Annotated in this window: 20 protein-coding genes; 18 read left to right on the plus strand and 2 right to left on the minus strand. The window is 40.9% G+C overall.

What is annotated here, in order from left to right:
- A complete protein-coding gene (locus ACIFOD_RS10490; protein ID WP_113968135.1) occupies positions 1 to 432 on the plus strand; it encodes a RicAFT regulatory complex protein RicA family protein in 432 nt (143 codons plus the stop codon).
- On the opposite strand, the gene ACIFOD_RS10495 is transcribed toward ACIFOD_RS10490, so the two are convergent.
- The gene (locus ACIFOD_RS10495) at positions 409 to 675 is read right to left on the minus strand and encodes a hypothetical protein (protein ID WP_430314533.1); all 267 of its coding nucleotides are present in this window, start codon (positions 673 to 675) and stop codon (positions 409 to 411) included. The genes ACIFOD_RS10490 and ACIFOD_RS10495 overlap by 24 nt on opposite strands.
- Positions 676 to 888: 213 nt before the next feature.
- Between ACIFOD_RS10495 and ACIFOD_RS10500 the strand changes: the two genes are divergently transcribed.
- The 15 genes from ACIFOD_RS10500 to ACIFOD_RS10570 all read left to right on the plus strand — a co-directional run bounded on the left by ACIFOD_RS10500 (position 889) and on the right by ACIFOD_RS10570 (position 18,931).
- The gene (locus ACIFOD_RS10500) at positions 889 to 1,425 is read left to right on the plus strand and encodes an outer spore coat protein CotE (RefSeq protein ID WP_113968133.1); all 537 of its coding nucleotides are present in this window, start codon (positions 889 to 891) and stop codon (positions 1,423 to 1,425) included.
- Between the two features lie 239 nt (positions 1,426 to 1,664).
- Positions 1,665 to 3,833 (plus strand): DNA topoisomerase III, encoded by a 2,169-nt coding sequence (locus ACIFOD_RS10505; protein WP_430314534.1) that lies wholly within the window; start codon positions 1,665 to 1,667, stop codon positions 3,831 to 3,833.
- Between the two features lie 101 nt (positions 3,834 to 3,934).
- Positions 3,935 to 4,456 (plus strand): ankyrin repeat domain-containing protein, encoded by a 522-nt coding sequence (locus ACIFOD_RS10510; RefSeq protein ID WP_430314535.1) that lies wholly within the window; start codon positions 3,935 to 3,937, stop codon positions 4,454 to 4,456.
- Between the two features lie 286 nt (positions 4,457 to 4,742).
- Complete coding sequence (locus ACIFOD_RS10515; protein WP_430314536.1) at positions 4,743 to 6,191, plus strand: carbon starvation CstA family protein; 1,449 nt, start codon at positions 4,743 to 4,745, stop codon at positions 6,189 to 6,191.
- Positions 6,192 to 6,619: 428 nt separating this feature from the next.
- Positions 6,620 to 7,510, plus strand: coding sequence for a nitrilase-related carbon-nitrogen hydrolase (locus tag ACIFOD_RS10520; RefSeq protein WP_430314537.1), 891 nt, complete (start codon positions 6,620 to 6,622; stop codon positions 7,508 to 7,510).
- 91 nt (positions 7,511 to 7,601) lie between these two features.
- Entirely contained in the window at positions 7,602 to 8,957 is a 1,356-nt protein-coding gene (locus ACIFOD_RS10525; protein ID WP_430314538.1) for an NAD(P)-dependent oxidoreductase, read from the plus strand.
- Positions 8,958 to 8,980: 23 nt separating this feature from the next.
- Positions 8,981 to 10,267 (plus strand): NAD-dependent dihydropyrimidine dehydrogenase subunit PreA, encoded by a 1,287-nt coding sequence (preA, locus tag ACIFOD_RS10530; RefSeq protein ID WP_397551635.1) that lies wholly within the window; start codon positions 8,981 to 8,983, stop codon positions 10,265 to 10,267.
- 16 nt (positions 10,268 to 10,283) lie between these two features.
- A complete protein-coding gene (gene hydA, locus ACIFOD_RS10535; RefSeq protein ID WP_430314539.1) occupies positions 10,284 to 11,711 on the plus strand; it encodes a dihydropyrimidinase in 1,428 nt (475 codons plus the stop codon).
- 131 nt (positions 11,712 to 11,842) lie between these two features.
- The gene (locus ACIFOD_RS10540; RefSeq protein ID WP_430314540.1) at positions 11,843 to 13,315 is read left to right on the plus strand and encodes an NCS1 family transporter; all 1,473 of its coding nucleotides are present in this window, start codon (positions 11,843 to 11,845) and stop codon (positions 13,313 to 13,315) included.
- A gap of 71 nt (positions 13,316 to 13,386) precedes the next feature.
- Complete coding sequence (locus tag ACIFOD_RS10545; protein WP_113968125.1) at positions 13,387 to 13,590, plus strand: hypothetical protein; 204 nt, start codon at positions 13,387 to 13,389, stop codon at positions 13,588 to 13,590.
- A 20-nt stretch (positions 13,591 to 13,610) separates the two neighbouring features.
- Positions 13,611 to 13,796: a hypothetical protein gene (locus ACIFOD_RS10550; RefSeq protein WP_430314541.1), complete on the plus strand. Its 186-nt coding sequence runs from the start codon at positions 13,611 to 13,613 to the stop codon at positions 13,794 to 13,796.
- 72 nt (positions 13,797 to 13,868) lie between these two features.
- A complete protein-coding gene (locus ACIFOD_RS10555; RefSeq protein ID WP_430314542.1) occupies positions 13,869 to 15,470 on the plus strand; it encodes a PucR family transcriptional regulator in 1,602 nt (533 codons plus the stop codon).
- A 149-nt stretch (positions 15,471 to 15,619) separates the two neighbouring features.
- A complete protein-coding gene (locus tag ACIFOD_RS10560) occupies positions 15,620 to 17,086 on the plus strand; it encodes a CoA-acylating methylmalonate-semialdehyde dehydrogenase (RefSeq protein WP_430314543.1) in 1,467 nt (488 codons plus the stop codon).
- Positions 17,087 to 17,107: 21 nt separating this feature from the next.
- A complete protein-coding gene (locus ACIFOD_RS10565) occupies positions 17,108 to 18,463 on the plus strand; it encodes an aspartate aminotransferase family protein (protein ID WP_430314544.1) in 1,356 nt (451 codons plus the stop codon).
- Positions 18,464 to 18,562: 99 nt separating this feature from the next.
- Positions 18,563 to 18,931 (plus strand): VOC family protein, encoded by a 369-nt coding sequence (locus ACIFOD_RS10570; protein ID WP_430314545.1) that lies wholly within the window; start codon positions 18,563 to 18,565, stop codon positions 18,929 to 18,931.
- Between the two features lie 46 nt (positions 18,932 to 18,977).
- Here ACIFOD_RS10570 and ACIFOD_RS10575 read toward each other — a convergent pair whose 3' ends face one another.
- Positions 18,978 to 19,904 carry a VanW family protein gene (locus tag ACIFOD_RS10575; RefSeq protein ID WP_430314546.1) on the minus strand — a complete coding sequence of 309 codons (927 nt, stop codon included), beginning with the start codon at positions 19,902 to 19,904 and terminating at the stop codon, positions 18,978 to 18,980.
- 129 nt (positions 19,905 to 20,033) lie between these two features.
- On the opposite strand from ACIFOD_RS10575, the gene ACIFOD_RS10580 reads away from it, so the two are divergent.
- On the plus strand, positions 20,034 to 20,843 hold the full coding sequence (locus tag ACIFOD_RS10580) for a hypothetical protein (protein WP_430314547.1): 810 nt from the start codon (positions 20,034 to 20,036) through the stop codon (positions 20,841 to 20,843).
- Positions 20,844 to 20,960: 117 nt separating this feature from the next.
- Positions 20,961 to 21,581 carry a DedA family protein gene (locus tag ACIFOD_RS10585; RefSeq protein WP_430314548.1) on the plus strand — a complete coding sequence of 207 codons (621 nt, stop codon included), beginning with the start codon at positions 20,961 to 20,963 and terminating at the stop codon, positions 21,579 to 21,581.
- Positions 21,582 to 21,668: the final 87 nt, after the last annotated feature.

Consider the following 21,668-nt stretch of genomic DNA (forward strand, 5'->3'; position numbering starts at 1 on the left):
ATGGCAAAGTACACAAAAGACGATATTATGAAGCGGGCAGAAGAGCTTGCAACGATGATTGCTGAAACAGAAGAAGTGGATTTCTTTAAACGCGCAGAAGCTCAGATTCACGAAAATCAAAAAGTGCGTGAAATGATCGCAAGTATTAAGAGCTTACAAAAACAAGCGGTTAACTTCCAGCACTATGGTAAGACAGAAGCGTTAAAAATGGTTGAAGAAAAGATTGAAAACCTGGAAAAAGAAATCGACGCCATTCCAGTCGTACAACAATTTAAAGAGTCTCAAACGGACGTGAATGATTTACTGCAAATTGTTGCTTCCGTCATTTCTAATAATGTGACGGATCAAATCATTGAAACCACCGGGGGAGACTTACTCCGTGGTGAAACTGGATCACAAGTGAAAAACTCAACGCCTGGAAGCTGTTCTTAATAGAAGAATGGTGTAAACAGGTGGATAATTAAAATAAAAACGATCTCTGCTTAAAGGAATGTCCTTTTCATGCGGAGATCGTTTTTTGTGTTTAGTTTGATCTTTTGCTAATGTTTCCTTTTTTGTTTTAGTTGTGCGCTCCATTATTGAAAAGTCTGGTAAGGTACTTCGGAGCCTCGTCACATCCCGGCCCGTATTTCTAAGGACATGATCCCTTTTTCGTCTTGCCTTGCTTTTTGACATGAATACATCCTCCTCTTCGAATCAACACTTCATTGCTGAATCTTAGTTTACCATTTTTCTATGGTGACGGGTAGTGCATTCCGGAACATTCAATGGGTATTCGCATACAATACATTATCTCGCAACAATCCCATTATGTAATTAAATTTACTCGCACAAACACCTAGATAGTCGCATAAGATGAATTGAAAATGAATGAGGAGGTTCGCTCGAATGGCAGAATATAGAGAGATTATTACTAAAGCGGTCGTAGCGAAGGGACGTAAATTCACACAGTCTCATCATACGATTAGCCCGCCGCATAATCCATCGAGCATTTTAGGCTGCTGGATCATTAATCATCAGTATGAAGCACACAAAGTCGGCAAGAAGGTTGAAATTCACGGTTCATACGATATCAACGTATGGTACTCCCACAGTGACAACACAAAGACATCCGTTGTAACAGAGAGAGTACAGTATACAGACTGCATTAAGTTGAAATACCGTGATCCTGATTGCTTAGATGATATTGAAGTATGTGCTCGAGTACTGCAACAGCCGAATTGCTGCGAAGCGGTTATTTCACCAAATGGTAACAAAATCATTGTTCACGTCGAACGTGAATTCCTAGTGGAAGTTATAGGAGAAACGAAAGTATGTGTCCTTGTAAATCCTGAAGGTTGTGACGATGAAGACTGGGATTGCGACTTAGATGATGAAGAATTTGAAGAGTTAGATCCAGACTTCTTAGAAGGAGACGAAGAATAGCATTTACTAGGAAGACGGCCTCTTCCTAGTTTTTTCTTCTTCAGAGTTAAAGGGAATTTATCGCATAAGGGATGGTAAACAGTACAGGGGGCATCTCTCTAGATGCTCTTTTTTTCGTGGGAGAAACCAACCACATGTAAAGGTGATTGCTCCGAACTCTAAAACACTATTCATTTTATTGTATGTTAAAATAGAAAAGATATAGAAACAAAACACCTAGTATTGAAAGGATTTTTTACATGAAAAAGATTTTAGTCCTGGCAGAAAAGCCTTCTGTCGGTAGAGATATTGCCAAAGTACTTCAGTGTACGAAAAAAGGAAATGGATTCTTAGAAGGAAACGACTATATCGTCACTTGGGCCCTGGGACATTTAGTCACATTAGCAGAGCCTGAAAGCTATGATGACCGCTACAAAGCATGGAAGATTGAGGATTTGCCTATGCTTCCCCCATCCCTTAACCTTGTGGTCATTAAGAAAACAGGGAAGCAGTTTAGCTCAGTGAAATCACAAATGAACCGTCCGGATGTCAAAGAAATCGTCATTGCCACTGATGCCGGCCGGGAAGGGGAACTTGTTGCCCGATGGATCATTGAGAAGGCCAGGGTAAATAAACCGCTGAAACGGTTATGGATTTCATCTGTCACCGATAAAGCGATTAAAGAAGGATTCAATAAACTGAAAGATGCCAAAAAATACGAAAACTTATATGCGGCTGCCCAAGCGAGATCTGAAGCCGATTGGTATGTGGGAATGAATGCAACCAGGGCTTTGACTACCAAGCACAATGCACAGCTATCATGTGGACGTGTACAAACACCTACGTTAAGCATCATTGCACAGAGGGAAGAAGAAATCAGGAACTTTAAACCACAAACGTATTATGGCATACAGGCCACGACGGATCGCGGTACGTTTATTTGGTCAAACCGTAAAAATAAAGATACGAAAACATTTTCTAAAGACGAAATGAAAGACGTCATGACTTTATTGAAGGACAAAAAGGAAATCACTATTCAGTCAGTAAAAAAATCACAAAAGAAAAATCACGCTCCTTCATTATATGATTTAACAGAATTGCAAAGAGATGCTCATAAAATCTTTGGCTATTCTGCTAAAGAAACACTGTCCATCATGCAGAAATTGTACGAGCAACATAAATTGGTGACTTATCCTAGAACAGATAGTAAACATTTATCCAGCGATATGGTCGACACATTGAAGGACAGATTGAAAGCGGTCAGTGTACAACCTTATCGTAAAATGGCTCATTTAGCGTTGCAGAGTTCAAAACAACTTTCAAAAGCATACGTGGATGACCAAAAGGTGACAGATCACCATGCCATTATTCCGACGGAGGAGACACCTTTCCTACAAAAGTTACAGGACCGTGAAAGAAAGATCTATGATCTAATCGTGAAACGCTTCTTAGCTGTATTCTACCCTCCATATCTTTATGAACAAACGACGATAGAAGCCTCGATTGGGACTGAAACCTTTCAGACGAAAGGAAAGCGGATTGTAGAAATCGGTTGGAAAGAAGTATATGATTTTGATTCAGAAAAAGATCAATTTCTATCAAAAATGGAAGAAGGGGATATATTTTCCGTTCTGTCAATAAAAGAAACAGAAGGGCAGACGAATCCTCCCGGCCGTTTTAATGAAGGAACACTTCTATCCGCTATGGAAAACCCGAAGATATTCATGAAAGAAAGTAACAAAGATCTTCTCGACACCATACATGAAGCAGGGGGACTGGGTACAGTCGCGACAAGGGCAGATATAATTGAAAAGCTTTTTAACTCAGGAGTGATTGAACCGAAAGGAAAAGAAATTCTTATTACGTCTAAAGGAAAGCAATTATTGGAATTGGCCCCTCTTGAATTACAATCCCCGACACTGACAGCAGAGTGGGAGCAAAAGCTTGAAAAAATCGCAAATGGATCTCTTAATAAACAAGTATTCTTAAAAGAGATTAAAGATTATACGAATAAGTCGGTTAATGAAATCAAGAACTCTACTAAGAAATTCTCTCATGATAATCTGACAGGAACCAAATGTCCTGACTGTGGAAATCTGATGCTGGAAATAAAAAATAAGCATGGGAAGAAATTGGTCTGTCAAGATCGCGAGTGCGGTCATCGCAAAAATATTAGCAAAAAAACCAATGCGCGATGCCCTAATTGCCATAAACGCTTAGATCTAAGAGGAGAAGGGGAAGGGCAGATGTTCACTTGTGTGTGTGGGCATAGAGAGAAACTTTCAACCTTTAACGATCGAAGAAAAAAAGAAAAGAATAGCAAAGCAAACAAAAAGGATGTAAATAAGTATTTGAAAACTCAGCAGAAGGATGAGCCGGTCAACACTGCATTAGCTGATGCTTTGGCTAAATTTAAACTGGATCAGTAACTTTTTTATAGGGATGACTTCCTATTTTAGGAGTCATCTCTATCTTTTTTTGAATACAATTGATAGAATATTTATAATTATGTGAAAATGAGGTGGATGTAATGACATCAATTACCATTCAAGAATTTTTTGAAGCAATTGAAACAGGTGACAAAGAGACAGTAGAACAGTCATTGAGAAATGACACAAATCTTTGTAACGCAGATAATGAACAAGGTTTAATAGCATTAGGAGTGGCTGCACATTATGGTCATAAGGAGATCGTCGAGCTTCTTCTGAATTTTGGTGCGGATATCAATTCCATTTCAAATTCGAAAGTTTCCTACATTCCTTCTAATACTGCTTTACATGCTGGAATCGCCGGGAAAGCTTCTAAAGAACTGCTGGAGTTTTTATTAAAACAGGGAGCGAATGTCAATCAGCCCGATTCATCGGGGCACACACCGTTACATATTGCTGCTTTCGACGGAAGTGAAGAAATTGTGTCCCTGTTACTGGCTCACGGGGATGGACAAGAGATACATTCAGGAAATGACCGTACTCCATTGGAAATTGCAAAGGAAAGGAATAATAAAGAATTTTTAAAAGCTCATGAAGAATTTGCAAAAGGAAAAGTACAGTAGCTTCCAACATGTAATATGCACCTCTTTTAAGAGGTGTATTTTATTTTTGTGATTTTATTTAAAAGAGTGTCGATTCAAGCAGAATGATTCACTATATATGTATTATGTTAGGAAACTTTTTTTGAATAATGTAATCCCTTACATTGTTTATTTGTCAGTCTTTAGCTTATATATAAATTGATTATTAATTCGGAAGAAATAATATTTTTAGAAAATTCTGTTGTTTTTTGTCGTTTCTCATATTAAAATAAACGTTAAATTCATTTACTGAAGGGAGGACATCGTGATGCTAACATTTCTTGCATCCATCTGTATTCTAGTAGTAGGTTATTTCATTTATTCAAAGGTGGTAGAGAAGATTTTCGGTATTGATGATAGCAATGTGACTCCTGCATACTCAAAGAAGGACGGCTTGGACTATATGCCCATGAGCTGGTGGAAAGCAAGCCTGGTTCAATTGTTAAACATTGCGGGGTTAGGTCCAATCTTCGGGGCAATTTTAGGTGCTTTGTATGGGCCGGTAGCATTCCTATGGATTGTGATTGGCACCCTGTTTGCTGGAGCGGTTCATGATTACTTTTCTGGAATGTTATCCCTTAGGCATAATGGAGCTCAGTTTCCTTCTATCGTAGGAAAATACTTAGGAAAACCTGTACAATCCGTTATGAACATTTTATCGATCGTGCTGATGATTCTCGTAGCCGCTGCTTTTACATCGGGCCCAGCACAACTAATGGCAGAGGTGACACCGCTTAATTTTATGACGTCACTTATCATTATTTTTACATACTTTCTCATTGCGACTGTCTTACCGATTAATAAGATTATTGGAAAGGTTTATCCGTTCTTTGGAGCCATCCTTATCTTTATGGCAGTGGCGATTGGAATTGGGTTGTTTTTCTTTGAACATCCAGTCCCAAATCTAACATTTGAAAACTTACATCCAAATGATTTACCTTTGTGGCCTTTGCTAATGGTTACCGTTTCATGCGGGGCAATCTCCGGGTTCCATTCCACTCAAAGTCCCATCTTAGCCAGAACCTTAAAAAAAGAAAGTGAAGGACGAAAAGTATTCTATGGAGCAATGGTGGCTGAAGGAATCATCGCATTGATCTGGGCTGCAGCAGGTATGGCATTCTTTAATGGAACAGCGGGGCTTCAAGAAGCATTGGCAGCTGGCGGACCTGCAGGAGTGGTAAATGAAATCAGCAAAACGACGTTAGGCACGTTAGGTGGAATACTTGCTGTCCTGGGTGTAATCATTCTTCCCGTCACAACTGGGGATACTGCGTTAAGATCATCAAGAATGATGCTTGCTGATTTACTGAATGATGTACGTAAGAAAGAGATTGAAGGGAAATGGCTACCGGTCTTGTTAGTTATTCCGGTGGCAGTCCCTACGTTTTTACTTACTCAAATTGACTATACTTTCCTGTGGAGATATGTTGGATGGTCCAACCAGGTAGTAGCAACCGTTATGTTGTGGACTGCTGCCATTTATTTATTACAGCAAGCAAGATTCCACTGGATTTGCAGTATTCCTGCACTGTTTATGACAGGAGTCGTAAGTTCGTATATTTTTTACGCTCCAGAAGGTTTTGGTCTTCCCTATTCAACAGCAATGATGATTGGTTTGGTCATTTGGTTGGCTGTCTTGAGTTGGTTTGTGGGACAAGTAGTGAAATACAGACCTAGAAGGAAACAATTACTAGAGATGAAGTCAGTAAGTTCATAACGATTATTGACAAAAACAGCCTTTTCAGTAGAGAAGGCTGTTTTTTTATTAGGAAAGTTCAACTGCTCTTGCACAGACCTTCAGGAATGAGAATGATGAATCAAGAGGGTAGCCTGTTTTTTTGTCGATTGAAAACTGAATTTTCTAAAGGTTAAAACAAATAATTCTACAAAATTCGTAATGAAAGTATGCTACTTTAAGAGAAACCATACATTTTATTGAATATACATAATGACAAATCAGGAACGTAGTTAGTGTTACAGAATGTATAGTGCATTCTGTGAATGTACGGGTTAAAATAAAGTGAAAATACTTAAAATTCAGATTTTTATTTCAGTAGTGAAATCTAGTAAGTGTGAACCAATGGAGCAAAAAACAATGAAAGCGCTTACTATTTTATATAATCTATCTGTGTAGGGGGTAATGAAATGTCAGACATGGTGAAAATTGGACTTATTCAAGCTTCTCATGATGTAGATGGAAGTGAAGGAGTTGACGTCCATAAAGAGCAAGCGATCAAGAAACATCTGGAACTGGTCCGGGATGCAGCAAAAAAGGGAGCTCAAATCATTTGTTTACAGGAAATCTTCTATGGTCCTTACTTTTGCTCCGAACAAAATTCAAAGTGGTACGATTCTGCTGAAGAAATACCAAATGGTCCAACAACAAAACAGTTTCAGGCGTTAGCCAAAGAGCTGAGTGTCGTCATCGTTCTTCCAATCTATGAGAGAGAAGGAATAGCTACTTACTATAATACGGCAGCGGTCATCGATGCAGATGGATCCTATCTCGGAAAATATCGAAAACAGCATATTCCACATGTTGGGGTTGGAGAGGATGGTTACGGATTCTGGGAGAAATATTACTTCAAACCAGGAAACCTTGGGTATCCGGTATTCGATACTGCATATGCAAAAGTAGGAGTTTATATTTGTTATGACCGTCACTTCCCGGAAGGGGCCCGCTTATTAGGATTAAAAGGGGCAGAAATTGTGTTCAATCCATCTGCAACCGTAGCCGGTTTATCTGAATACTTATGGAAGCTTGAGCAGCCAGCCCATGCGGTGGCAAACGGCTACTACTTAGGAGCTATTAATCGTGTTGGTTTTGAGGGTCCGTGGAATATGGGTGAATTTTACGGACAGTCCTATTTAGTCGATCCGAGAGGCAGCTTTGTTTCCATTGGAAGCAGAGATAGTGATGAGGTCATTATCGGTGAAATGAATAAGAAGCTATTACGTGAAGTCCGGGATACATGGCAGTTCTATCGAGATCGCAGGCCAGAAACTTATAACGATATGACGGCTTTACTTCCTTAATAAATTGAGGCTGACGGTGAACATCATTGTCAGTCCTGGGGTGTTTAACAGGTTATGGAAATCAATAGGAAATGGATAGGGGGAAGTCAGTTTGTCTAACACACTTTCATTACTCAATCTTGAGAAGAATTTTCTCGAAGCCCATGAGGGATTGACCAATAGGGAAGCCGTGGAGGAAGCGAATCGCTGCTTGTATTGTTATGATGCTCCGTGCATAACAGCTTGTCCCACAAGCATTGATATACCTTCATTTATTAAAAAGATTGCATCCGGGAACTTGAAAGGATCGGCAAAAACAATCATGTCTGCAAATCCTGTGGGTGCGAGCTGCTCGCGGGTCTGTCCGACAGAAGAGTTGTGCGAAGGGGCCTGTGTACTGAATCATTCTACTAAGCCAATCATGATTGGAGACTTGCAGCGATATGCAACAGATTGGGCAAGACATAACGACACTGTGCTATTTGAAGCAGGGGAGCCAAACGGGATTAGAGTAGGGATTATCGGAGGGGGACCAGCCGGCTTATCGGCTGCGAGGGAACTTGCACGCTTCGGTTATGAAGTGACCATTTATGAAGCTGAAAAAGAAGCGGGAGGCTTGAATACTTATGGAATTGTGTCTTTCCGCCTTCCCCAGAGCGTATCTTTCTGGGAAGTGGACCAGGTAAAGAAATTGAATGTCGATATTCGAACCAGCGTAAAAGTTGGTCAAGACATATCTGCAGATGAAATCGTAGAGAGACATGATTTTGTCATCCTGGCAGCAGGAATGTCCCATGTTCCAGATTTGAAAATTGAAGGGGAAAATTTAAAAGGTGTTCATGACGCCATTGAATTTGTTAAGGCCACGAAAAGTGGCAAGCTGTCGCAAGATTATGTAGGCAAAAAAGTGGTGGTGATCGGAGCGGGGAATACAGCCATCGATGGAGCCACCTGTTCTGTCCGCTTAGGAGCAGACAATGTAAAAATCTTATACCGACGTACACAAGAAGAAATGACTGCTTATGATTTTGAATACGAATTTGCAAAACAGGATGGAGTAGAATTCCGCTGGCTAACGTCACCTCAGCGAATTATAGGAAATGATGCAGGAGAAGTAACGGGAATCGAATGTATCAAGATGGAGTTAGGAGAGCCTGGTGAGGATGGAAGAAGACGTCCGATTCCTGTCAAAGGCTCACAGTTTGTGCTTCCTGTTGATGCAGTCATTAAGGCGATTGGCCAAACTCGTCATCTATCACTTATTGAACAATTCGATCTGGAGCATTCAGACGGTGTTGTACAGGTTAATCTTGAAACCTTCCAAACCTCTAATCCAAAGATTTTCGCCTGTGGAGACGTTGTTTTTGGTAAGGGAGTAGGAGAAGCAATGGTCGTTACGGCTGCAGAGCAAGGGAAGCTTGCCGCCTATCATTTACATGCACAATTGGAGAAAGTCCACGTGAATTAAGATTGTCCTAGGGGGGGGAACTCATGGCAAATTTAAACATTGATTTAGCAGGAATAAAATCACCTAATCCATTTTGGCTGGCGTCCGCGCCACCAACGAACTCGGGTTATCAGGTTCAAAGAGCATTCGAGGCCGGTTGGGGTGGTGCAGTATGGAAAACATTAGGGGAGCCTATTATTAATGTATCTTCAAGGTTCGCAGCTGTAAGCTTTAATGGTCAAAAAGTAGCAGGATTCAACAATATCGAACTCATTACCGACCGACCTTTAGAAGTGAATCTGAAGGAAATCTATGAAACAAAAAAGCGATTTCCGAATCATGCAATCATTGCATCATTAATGGTAGAGCCTAAACAAGAAAAATGGCATGAAATCGTAAAGAAGGTTGAAGACGTCGGTGTTGATGGGCTGGAGCTGAATTTCGGATGTCCACACGGAATGGCTGAACGGGGAATGGGATCTGCGTCCGGTCAGGTACCAGAACTCGTCGAGAAACAAACCTTTTGGGCCAAAGAGGTGGCCAGGACACCTGTAATTGTAAAATTAACGCCAAACATTACAGACATTACTGTCACAGCTGAAGCCGCTGTCCGGGGTGGAGCAGATGCAGTAAGTATGATCAATACAATCAACAGTTTAGCAGGTGTTGATCTGGATTCTTGGAATACCATTCCGCATGTAGCCGGAAAAGGTGCTCATGGAGGTTATTGCGGACCTGCAGTGAAGCCAATTTCATTGAACATGGTTGCCGAATGCGCCAGAAATCCTCGTATCAACGTTCCGATCTCAGGAATGGGAGGAGTATCCAATTGGCAGGATGCCGTTGAATTTATGCTTATGGGAGCATCTGGGGTTCAGGTTTGCACTGCTGCTATGCATCATGGTTTTAGAATAGTCGAGGATATGCTTGATGGCTTAAATAATTATTTGGATGAAAAAGGGATTGCTTCAGTCCAGGATATCGTCGGAAAATCAGTACCGAGATTTTCTGATTGGGGAAATCTTGATCTTAATTATAGTGTTGTGGCAAAAATCAACACCGATGTTTGTATTAACTGCAATAAGTGTCATATTGCCTGTGAAGATACGTCTCATCAATGCATTGACATGCTGAAAGACCCTAAAGGAAACAGCTATTTAAAAGTGCGGGAAGAAGATTGTGTCGGATGTAATTTATGCTCGATTGTATGTCCGGTTGATGGGGCTATTGACATGATAGAGGTTCCAAGTGGCCATATGCCAATGACATGGAATGAACGTCAAGCGGTAGTAGGGAGCTTATCCGAAGCTAAAGTAAACGCGGCGAAATAAATCTGGAGGTTTGGAAATGAATAAAATTATTCAAAATGGGACCATTGTGACGGCAACAGACACATATAAAGCGGATGTGCTTATACAAAATGGGAAGATCGCAGCCATAGGTAAAGGGTTTGATACTAGCAATGCAGAAATAATTGACGCGAAAGGAAAGTACATTTTTCCCGGTGGGATCGATCCCCATACTCATCTGGAAATGCCCTTCGGTGGGACGGTATCAAAGGATGATTTCGAGAGTGGAACCATTGCAGCAGCGTTTGGAGGAACGACGACACTCATTGATTTCTGTTTGACCAATAAGGGAGAACCACTTCAAAATGCCATTGATACATGGCATGCGAAGTCTAAGGATAAAGCAGTCATCGATTATAGTTTCCATTTAATGATCGGGGAAATCAATCAAGAGGTTCTATCGCAGCTTCCTGAGGTGATGGATAAAGAGGGGATTACTTCGTTCAAAGTCTTTATGGCATATAAAAATGTATTCCAGGCAGACGATGAAACGCTATTTAGAACCTTAATAGCCGCGAAGGAATTAGGAGCACTCGTCATGGTACATGCCGAGAATGGCGACGTTATTGAGTATTTGACCGAAAAGGCTTTAGAGGAAGGGAAAACGGAACCAATTTATCACGCGCTGACGAGACCGCCTGAACTGGAGGGTGAAGCGACTGGCCGCGCAGCTAAACTAACCGGATTGGCAGATTCCCAATTATATGTTGTGCATGTTTCCTGCTCTGATGCCGTTGAGCAGATTTCAGCAGCAAGAAGTAAAGGATTGAATGTCTGGGGAGAAACATGTCCTCAGTATCTTGTGCTTGATCAAACCTATTTAGAGCGTCCGAACTTTGAGGGAGCTAAATATGTTTGGTCGCCTCCCCTTCGTGAGAAGTGGCACCAAGATGTTCTCTGGAATGCCTTGAAAAGTGGACAGCTGCAAACATTAGGGTCTGATCAATGCTCATTTGATTTCCAAGGGCAAAAAGATCTTGGGAAAGATGATTTCACTAAAATCCCGAATGGCGGACCGATTGTTGAGGACCGTGTATCCATATTATTCTCAGAAGGAGTTGAAAAAGGGCGGATAAGCTTAAACCAGTTTGTTGATATCATGTCTACGCGTAGTGCAAAGCTGTTTGGTCTTTATCCTCAGAAAGGGACCATTGCTGTAGGTTCTGATGCAGATGTGGTCATTTTCGATCCAAGGGCTGAGAGAGTGATAAGTGCTGAAACTCATCATATGGCAGCAGATTATAACCCGTTTGAAGGCATGAAGATAAAAGGTGAACCTGTTTCTGTATTGTCCAGGGGTGAATATGTCATTAAAGACAAAAAGTTTGTCGGTAAGCTGGGAACCGGAAAGTATATTAAGAGAGCAAAATACGGTAAGCTTCTTTCAAATGAAGAGAGTGAAGCACTTCAATCCTCTAAGTCTTAAAAACTTTAGAAAATAATGCATCTTAACTGTAGAACAACTCCTGCCAGAGGAAGGGAGACTACCTTCCTCCGGCCTCTCTTGTCAAAGATATGGTTTTGCCATTCGAAGCAAACAAATAAGGGGTGTTCAAGATGAAGAAAAGTTATTTAAAGTCTCCGGATTTATTACCGATTAAAGAGAGCGAAAGAAAAATCACCAAGCTTGGCTATTCATTTATGTGGGTTGGAATGGTTGTCGTTCTTGCAACCTTCGCCATTGGGGGAGCCGGGGTCGTATCCCTACCTCTGCCTCTTGTTGTTCTGGCCACCATTATTGGGTCTCTTGCGATTGGTCTATTTATTACATTAACCGGGGATATCGGGATTGAGCATGGGGTATCATTTCCAGTTTATATGAGAGCACCTTTTGGAACACTGGGAACCCATATACCCTCTGTAGTTCGTGGTTTGGCAGCATCAATGTGGTTTGGAATAAACACCTACTTTGGTGCAACAGCGATGAATGGTATTTTAAATATTTTATCTGGTTTTGATAATTGGTTTGTTTGTTTCGTGATTTTTGCCGTCCTTCAATTAGTGAATACAGCTCTTGGGATTAAAGCGGTGGAAAGATTTGCCGACCTTGCCGCACCGGTCATCATTCTTATTTCTGTATGGATGTATTCATCCTTATCTGAATCAGCCGCTTCTCAAGGAAGGGACATTTGGAGCTGGGTTGAAAGTCCGGTAACAGGTGCTGCCACGTTTACTGCTTTTCTGGTAGTCATCTTTAGTAATATGGGATTTTGGGCCACACTATCTGCTGATATTCCGTCCATTTCCAGATTCATGAAAGCTCCAAAAAATGAGCGGAATTGGTTTAAGAGAAACAAAAGCTCAATCATTGGTAACCTTGTAGCTCTCCCTATTACTCAATCATTTATGGTGTTAATTGGTGGGATTTCGTATATTGCCGTTTTAAATTATGATCCCGTCGTAGCCCTTCAAGAAGCAGCGAGCGGATTCGTTTTAGGGGTCCTACTTCTGATGATCGTCCTGGCTCAATGGTCAACGAATATAGCTGCGAATATCGTTCCGGCTGCAACAATATTTTCTAATGTCGGGGGACCTAAATTCCCGTTCTGGGCAGGGGTCATCACTGCTGGTATTGTGGGTACGATCGTACAACCATGGAACCTTTTTGGTGTAATCATTCCAGTTCTACTATTCGTAGGGGGCATACTGTCAGCCATCGTGGGGATTTTAATTTCAGACTATTATTTTATCAGGAAGCGAAGAGTCAATGTACCTGCATTATATGAAGAAAAAGGACAATTCAAGTATATGAATGGAGTGAATCTAGCCGGGTTCATCTCATGGATTATTGGGGGAGTTGCCGCCTATTACGTTCCAAACTTCTCATTTTTAGTCGGCTTCGGGGTTGGAGCTCTTTGCTATTATGTATTGGCTAAATTCTGGTGGTTTAAGAAATACGAGCAGGCAGAACTAATTGACCCGAGTGATGAGAAATATCTTGGATTGTCTGTCGGTCGCGATTGGGAAATTCAAGTCGAAGAAGAAGTCGTTGTCTCGGAAGAATCCCCAACAGGAACAAGTTTTTCTTAATAGGAATGGTTTTCATTGGATCATGAAGCAGGGGAGTTCTTATCTGAAGATACGATAGAAGGGGTGTCGTCATGTCTGATTATCAAGAGTTTTTAAGTGAACGGGATAAGATTGATTTTCTCATTCAAAAAGGCTTTAAAATTGAGAAAATAACAGAGAACCTAAGTGGGGCATTTGTTCTGTTTAAGCATACTGAAAATAAAAGAAGTGCCACTCTTCATGTGAAAACGGCAAATGCACGAAAATATTTTTCAAATCTATTACTTCAAAACTAATAGTTGAAGGGGGAACTTGGATGAGTGACGTTATGGGACCGCGTGAAGGAAAGGAACTGACACTCTTTCCTGGAAATATGCAAACGTCTGATGAGTTAATCGATTGGGTGTTAGCCGTCTTATCTTCACAACAGCTATCAGATGAAGAAATAATGAAATGGTGGAGTGAAGAAATCCAGTTTGCCATCCCCTATATAGAAGATTAAAAGCAAAATGAAGGATTGGTTCCGCCAATCCTTTTTCTCCATTTTCCTAAGGCAGAACATAAGGAGAGAAAAATGAAAAGTAATTACTATTTCTCAGTAGAAGATATTCTAGAAAGAAAGTACTTTGAACATGCTAAAGTGATTGCTGGGCACAATGGTCTCAGCCGTCAGGTGAAGTGGGTCCATGTAGTCGAAGTAACTTCGATAAAAAATCTTCTTAACGGAAATGAACTGATTCTTTCTACAGGAATCGCTTTACAGGAGGAAAAGACCTTTCTTTCACTCCTTCAACAGTTAATCGAGAGTGAAGCAGCAGCCATTTGCATTGAACTTGATACAAATATTTCCACAATTCCGATTTCTGTATTAAAGTGTGCAGATGCATTTGATTTTCCTATTATCGTGTTTCAAAGGGAAGTTCCGTTCGTTAGTATAACTCAGGATATTCACTCCGTACTCATCAATCAGCAATACGACATGATAAAAAAACTGGATTCATATGCACAGGAGTTAAACAGAAGGCTGCTCGGGGTTAATCACTTCAGAGAGATCCTTCAGGTTTTACATAAGGAGCTTACTGTACCTGTACTCTTTCAGTTGAAAGAACAAGAGGTGGAAGTCTATCCACTCATGTGCTCACCGGATGAAGAGAGAATACGGAAATGTTATCACAGTCATAAAGATTCCCGTAATCACCATTTTGCCTCCGCTAAAGTTATTTTATTTGACCAGGAATATGCAGAGTTATGTATATACAGAAGCGATCATCCTTTTAGTGAATATGAGCTTCTCATATTGGACAGAACTTCAACGGCGCTAGCCCAGTATTTAATGAGAGAATTGTATTTTAACGAGCAAAAACGGTTAGAAGACTCCAAATGGATTACCTGTTGGTTAAAAGGAGAACAGTCCTATGAGAGACTCTCCGCATTTTTAGCCGACTTAAAAGTACAAGTCAATGGTGGAGTCGTCTGTATTTGCCAGACGAATAGGCTGAATGAACAAGAGCCGATTGATTTCACCTATTTTAATCTTGTCACCAGAAGTATTTTTGAACAACAGGGTTTTCGTGTGTTACCCGAAAGAGTAGGGAATGAGCTCATCTTCATTCTTCTGGACACAAGGAGGACAGGAGATTGGAAATCGAGAGTCGCCACTGCCTACGAAAAGATTCTTCAGTCTGATTTCTTTAAAGGTTCTTCACAAACAGTATTTGCAACTGGCAAATACCAAATGGAGACGATGGAAATTCACAAGAGCTATGAAACAGCTAAAGACAGTCTCATGTTTCAGTCAAAGGTGGATGCTTCAAAAGCGTATTTTTTCTTTGATGATCTGCATTTATACAGGCTGATTTCAATCGTTAACAACAATGTTAATCTGTGGGAAATGATCGAAGAGTACCTCACACCGCTCCTTGATTATGATCGTAAACATGATGGCAGTCTATTGAAGACGTTGAAGGTTTTCCTTGCATGTCAGGGATCAAAACAGGAAACATCGAAACAACTATTTATAGTAAGACAAACACTCTACCATCGCCTCAAAAAAATTGAAGATTTGCTTGGAGATGATTTCATGACCTCTGATAAACGTGTGGCCATCGAGTTCCTCCTTGCTGCCCATGATTATTTGCAACCACTTAGCTCTTTGAAAAAGTCGAAGATTAATTAATGGTAAAGTGTCAAATTGAGAAGTCAGGTTCTTTTACACAATGTCTAATGAAACCACTGACAATTTCTTTCATAATAAAACTATAAACTATACGACAGGTCCTACACCACGGAGAAAAATCCGATGAAAAAATAAGGAGGAACTAGAATATGACGATCATTAAAAAAGACGTAGCTGTATTAAAGAATTACATTGGAGGGGAATGGGTTGATTCTCTTAGCTCACAGACGTTACAAGTAGTGAATCCTGCTACAAATGAAGAGATTGCAAGAGTTCCGGTTTCTACTAAAGAAGACGTCGCTATGGCTGTGAAAGCTGCTAAACAAGCCTCACAAACCTGGAAGAAGACGCCGGTTCCAAAACGTGCCCGTATTCTATATAAATACCATTCTTTACTTTCTGACAATCATGAGGAGTTGGCCAAACTGGTTGTACAGGAAAATGGTAAATCATTTAAAGAGGCGTATGGTGAAGTGCAGCGTGGGCTTGAGTGCGTGGAATTCGCCTGTGGTGCACCGACGTTAATGATGGGTGAAACGCTGAGTGGTATTGCAGAGGATATTGACTCAGAGATGTTCCGATATCCACTTGGTGTAGTGGGGGGGATCACGCCTTTTAACTTTCCTATGATGGTACCCCTGTGGATGTTCCCGCTTGCAATTGCGTGTGGAAATACTTTCGTGTTGAAGCCATCTGAAAGAACCCCGATTTTAGCCAATAGGCTTGCAGAGTTATTAACAGATGCAGGAATGCCCGATGGTGTATTGAATGTCGTGCATGGTGCACATGATGTCGTAAATGGGTTGATCGAGCATAAAGATGTTGCAGCCATATCCTTCGTCGGGTCTCAGCCGGTGGCTAAATATGTGTACCAACAGGCTGCCTCTCATGGGAAAAGGGTTCAGGCCCTATCCGGGGCGAAGAATCATCATGTTGTCATGCCTGATGCAGATATGAATAAAGCGGCTGAGCATATTATCAGTTCAGCGTTTGGCAGTGCCGGCCAGCGATGTATGGCGTGCAGTGCCGTAGTGGTTGTAGGGGATAATGAACCGTTTGTTAAGGCATTAAGTAAAAAAGCAGATGAATTATGTATTGGTAACGGGATGGACGAAGAAGTGCTTCTCACTCCCGTCATTCGAAAAGAACATCGAGAGAAGACACTGGGTTATATTGACAAAGGACTGCAGGAAGGTGCAACCCTCTTACGGGATGGGCGTAAAGAAATGGATGACTTCAAGGAAGGAAACTTCTTGGGTGCAACAATCTTTGACCATGTTTCACCGGATATGACCATTGCAAAAGAAGAAATGTTTGCCCCTATCCTCAGTTTGTTGAGAGCCAAGGATCTGGATGAAGGTCTTGATTATATTCGTCAATCAAGATATGGAAATGGTGCTACGATTTACACGAAAGATGCAAAGGCAGTCCGACAGTTCAGAGAAGAAGCAGACGCTGGAATGCTGGGTATTAACGTTGGTGTTCCTGCGACAATGGCGTTCTTCCCATTTTCAGGGTGGAAGGATTCTTTCTATGGGGATATGCATGTAAACGGTAAAGACGGAGTAAATTTCTATACTAGGAAGAAAATGATCACTTCTCGATTTGATTTTTAATCAGAGTTAGGGGGAACTTTCATGGTGAAAGCAGGTCAATCTCAAGATGTATGGTTAAGGAATGATGAAAAGCTCATTTGGCATTCCATGAAACCATACAATCCCGATGGAACAATGGTTGTTACAGAGTCTGCCGGGTCCTGGATTACAGATAAGGATGGTCAAAGATTTCTGGATGGCATGGCAGGGCTATGGTGTGTAAACGTAGGATATGGTCGACAGGAATTAGCAGAGGCAGCCTATGATCAGCTTAAGAAAATGGCTTACTTCCCACTAACACAAAGTCATCAGCCGGCTATCGAGCTTGCAGAGAAATTAAATCAATTACTTGGGGATGACTATGTCATTTTCTTTTCCAATAGTGGATCCGAAGCCAATGAAACCGCCTTTAAGATTGCCAGGCAGTACCACCAGCAAAAAGGGGAACACGGACGGTATAAAATTTTCTCCAGATATAGAGGGTATCACGGGAATTCCATGGGGGCCCTGGCCGCAACAGGTCAGGCACAGCGGAAATATAAGTATGAGCCGTTAGCTCCTGGGTTTATCCATATCGCTCCACCTGATAGCTATCGCGATGAAACATCGGGGAAAAATCCACATGATCTTCCTGGAGTAAAGGCACTTGATCAAGCCATGACCTGGGAATTAAGTGAAACAGTGGCTGCGTTGATCATGGAACCGATCATCACAGGAGGTGGGATTCTCATTCCACAAGATGAATATATGAAAGCGGCGAAAGAAGTTTGTGAGAAGCATGGAGCACTTATGATTGTCGATGAAGTGATTTGTGGCTTTGGTCGTACAGGCAAGCCATTTGGTTTCATGAATTATGATGTGAAGCCGGATATCATCACGATGGCAAAAGGGATTACGAGTGCGTATCTTCCGCTATCAGCAACAGCCGTGAAGCGTGAGATATATGAAGAGTTTAAAGGATCTGAGGAATATGATTACTTCCGCCATATTAATACATTCGGTGGAAACCCTGCAGCATGTGCCCTTGCTTTGAAAAACATTGAAATCATGGAGAGTGAAAAGCTTTTTGAACGATCTGCTGATCTTGGTGAAAAGGCATTGAACACGTTGAAAAATCATTTACAAGATCATCGATATGTTGGAGATGTCCGAGGAAAGGGTCTGTTAATTGGAATTGAAATGGTAAGTGATAGGGAAACAAAAGAACCTTTAGACGTATCGAAGGTCAATGAGGTGATTGGATACTGTAAGCAAAAAGGGGTAATCATAGGGAAAAATGGGGCAACAGTCGCTGGTTACAATAATGTGCTAACTTTATCACCACCATTAAACATAGAAGAGGAAGATCTGGATCTGTTATTATCCACCGTGATGGATGGGATCAAGCAACTTCAATAGTAATGACTGGGAAAACACCTTGTTTGTGAGGTGTTTTTCCATTTTATGGCGAATTGAATATTATGGTAAAATTAACGAGTAGGAATCAAGGGGGAGGGGATGAGCATCATTTTCAAAGGGATTGATCATATTCAGTTTGCTGGTCCAAAAGGCTGTGAAGAGGAAGCTAGAAAGTTCTTTGGTAAAATTCTAGGTCTGAAGGAAATACCGAAACCTGAAAATCTTCAAGGGAGGGGCGGCTGTTGGTTTCAATATGGACCACAAGAAATTCATGTAGGGGTACAAAATGATTTTGCACCAGCAACAAAAGCGCATCCGGGTCTACTTGTTACAGATTTAGCTGCGCTCAAGCGTACCCTATTAGAAAAAGGAATCAGTATAAAAGAAGATACACCGATTAACGGTAGAGATCGCTTTTTCGTCTCAGATCCATTTGGAAATCGAATTGAATTTTTAGAATACCATTAATAATGAATGCACCTCAATCAGGAGGTGCATTTTCATTTCCATAACACTATTCATGAATAGATTTATCCACATCTTTCTCCGTAGATAATTGTTGTGAAGCGCTAGGTACCTTTCTTTTTTCCACATTGATAAGATCTGAAGAATAAATCGAAGTGATAACTTGCCCGCCCATTACTTTTGCACGGATGAGCAGTGGTTGGTTATAAGCGTTTCTAAAAGTGAAGTCAGGTCCATACCAGCTAACTGTAGCGTCTCTGCCCTTTGGCACGTATGGAACCCTCTTTGAATGATGATACCGTTCCAATATTTTTACGCCTGCCTGGTCAACGGCATTAAATAAAGTGGATGATACCTGACAAATCCCACCCCCTATATCTTCTGAGAGTTCCCCTTTTACAATCACGGGGGCTTTTTTATATCCCTTTTCTTTTGTTCTTTTCCCTACAACGCCGTTAAAGGAGAATACTTCTCCGGGGAACACAACCGTATTATTGATCTTTTCGGTTGCTAAAACAATATTTTGAGTCCGTTCCTCATTATGCTTATTGAAATATGTGACGTATCTCCCAATAAGCTGTGTCCGGATGTGAGCAAGGATCTCACTATCGACTTTGGGGTGTAGGGTCATAAGGGGGGCTTCCGTATTGACTGATCCTCTGGAAAAGAAGAAGGAATGAACAAGCTCACGAAATTTCCTTTCATTAAGTTTGTAGCCCGCTCTTTCTGAAATAATTTGATTATTCTCATTGATATAAGCATTCTGAGGCGGGCTATAAACCCGATTTTGCACTTCTGAAACTAATTCCTCATATTGATTTTCGTCCATTATTGGTTCATCTACCAATGGTATATTTAATGAATCTCGTTCTATAGATATTGGCATATGATTTGGAAATTGTATATGTAATTGATCTTGACCATTCATCACAGGAAACAGTAAAAGACCAATGGTACTAAGTTTAATCAAGAGCATATGAACCCTTCCTTTCGTATGTAGTATCGGTGGAAAAGGCTTCTTTCATGTCAAATCCTAATTGCCAAAAATTGATGGTTATGTATTTGTAGTTGTGATTAGAAACTAAGAAAAAAAAGAGGTCTTTACATGCTTTATTTATTCAGGTTCATGATGGTTGTGTCTTTACTTTTTGCATGCAGTCCTAAGCCTGCGGGGGCAATGCCTAGTTTTACTGTAGAAATACTTCCGTGGGATGAAGTGAAAGATATCATTCCTAAACAATCGTATTTTACGATCATTGATGTAGAAACCGGCCTTTCTTTCAAGGTACAAAGAAGAGCGGGAAGCAAACATGCAGATGTACAACCAGTTACTGAAAAAGACACGAAAATCATGAAAGCCATCTATGGAGGAAAATGGAGTTGGGACCGTCGTGCAATTCTCGTTTTAGTACACGATCAATTGATATCTGCCTCAATGAACGGGATGCCGCACGGAGCAGGTGCTCTCCAAAACAATTTTCCGGGACATTTCTGCGTGCATTTTTATGGAAGTACAACCCATAAAACGCCAACGCCTGATTTGGCCCATAAGATCATGATTTTAAAAGCAGGTGGAAAACTGGATGAGTTTCTATACAAATTGGACCCCTATGAGTTGATCAGCGTTATGGAGATTGCTGTCAATCAGCAGGATGAAAAGCTGATTTCACAAGTGATGTTTGGAAGTGGTGGGTCTGTCCTTAAGAGAGTGAAACATATAGATGTTACAGAGAGATCGATACTTCCTGTAGAGGATTTACCGGTACTTGTTGGGATGAAGCTTAAGCTTAGAGTGAAATGGATACGTTCCAATCAATCTCAAGAAGAAAATAACGTTCAATTCATCATTCGGAAAGATACGATTGAGGATCAATGGAAAATAGACGGTCATGCATTTCTTGAGGAAATGGAATAAGGGGCCATTCAGATACATTATTTCCCTCCAGTGGATGAATTCTTATTCTTTATGAGCGTTTTTAATATGCAAAATAGGGAAAAGGGTATGTAAATGAATCGTGGAGGGAACACACCGATGTTTGATTTCGTAATAAATTTAATTAAGGAGCTTGGAATGTGGGGGTTATTCGCTGGAAATGCGATTGAAGCATCATCCTTGCCATTTCCGGGAGCCCTCGTGACGCTGACATATGGTTACCTTTTGGATCCATCCTGGACGAAGCTAATCATTTTAGCATTCACAAGCAGCTTGGTATATACGGTATTTAGTTATATCCCATATGGTATAGGATATAAATTAAAAGATAAAATCAAAGAAAAAACCAGCTCAAAGAAAATGGCTAAAGGTCAGAAATGGTTTCGGAAATGTGGATTGTGGAGTATTGCCATCACGAGACCGCTTGGCATTGGTAACTATATTTCTTATGTTGCAGGTATTAGTAAAGTGAAAAAATGGAAGTTTGGCGGACTTACGTTCATCGGAATATTTCCCATTACCCTCACGATGTTAATAGTCGGCAAGAATGGAAACCTCAAATATGTACAGTCTTTGATGAGTAACATACAAACCTACCTTCTCATTGGAGGGGCTATACTGTTGATTGGTTTCTTATCATATAAATATTTTTTCAAGTTGAAGGCAAAAAACACCAGCTGTTTGAACGATGAGTCAAACATTGCAAAACAATCCGAATAAACAAGACATCGATTCGCTCCTCATTCGGGAAGCGGATTTTTTTGTAAAAAAGGAAATATACCCACTAATCTTGAGGTGACCAGATCC

Source organism: Rossellomorea sp. NRS-1567, assembly GCF_050467885.1.
GTDB lineage: Bacteria > Bacillota > Bacilli > Bacillales > Bacillaceae_B > Rossellomorea > Rossellomorea aquimaris_C.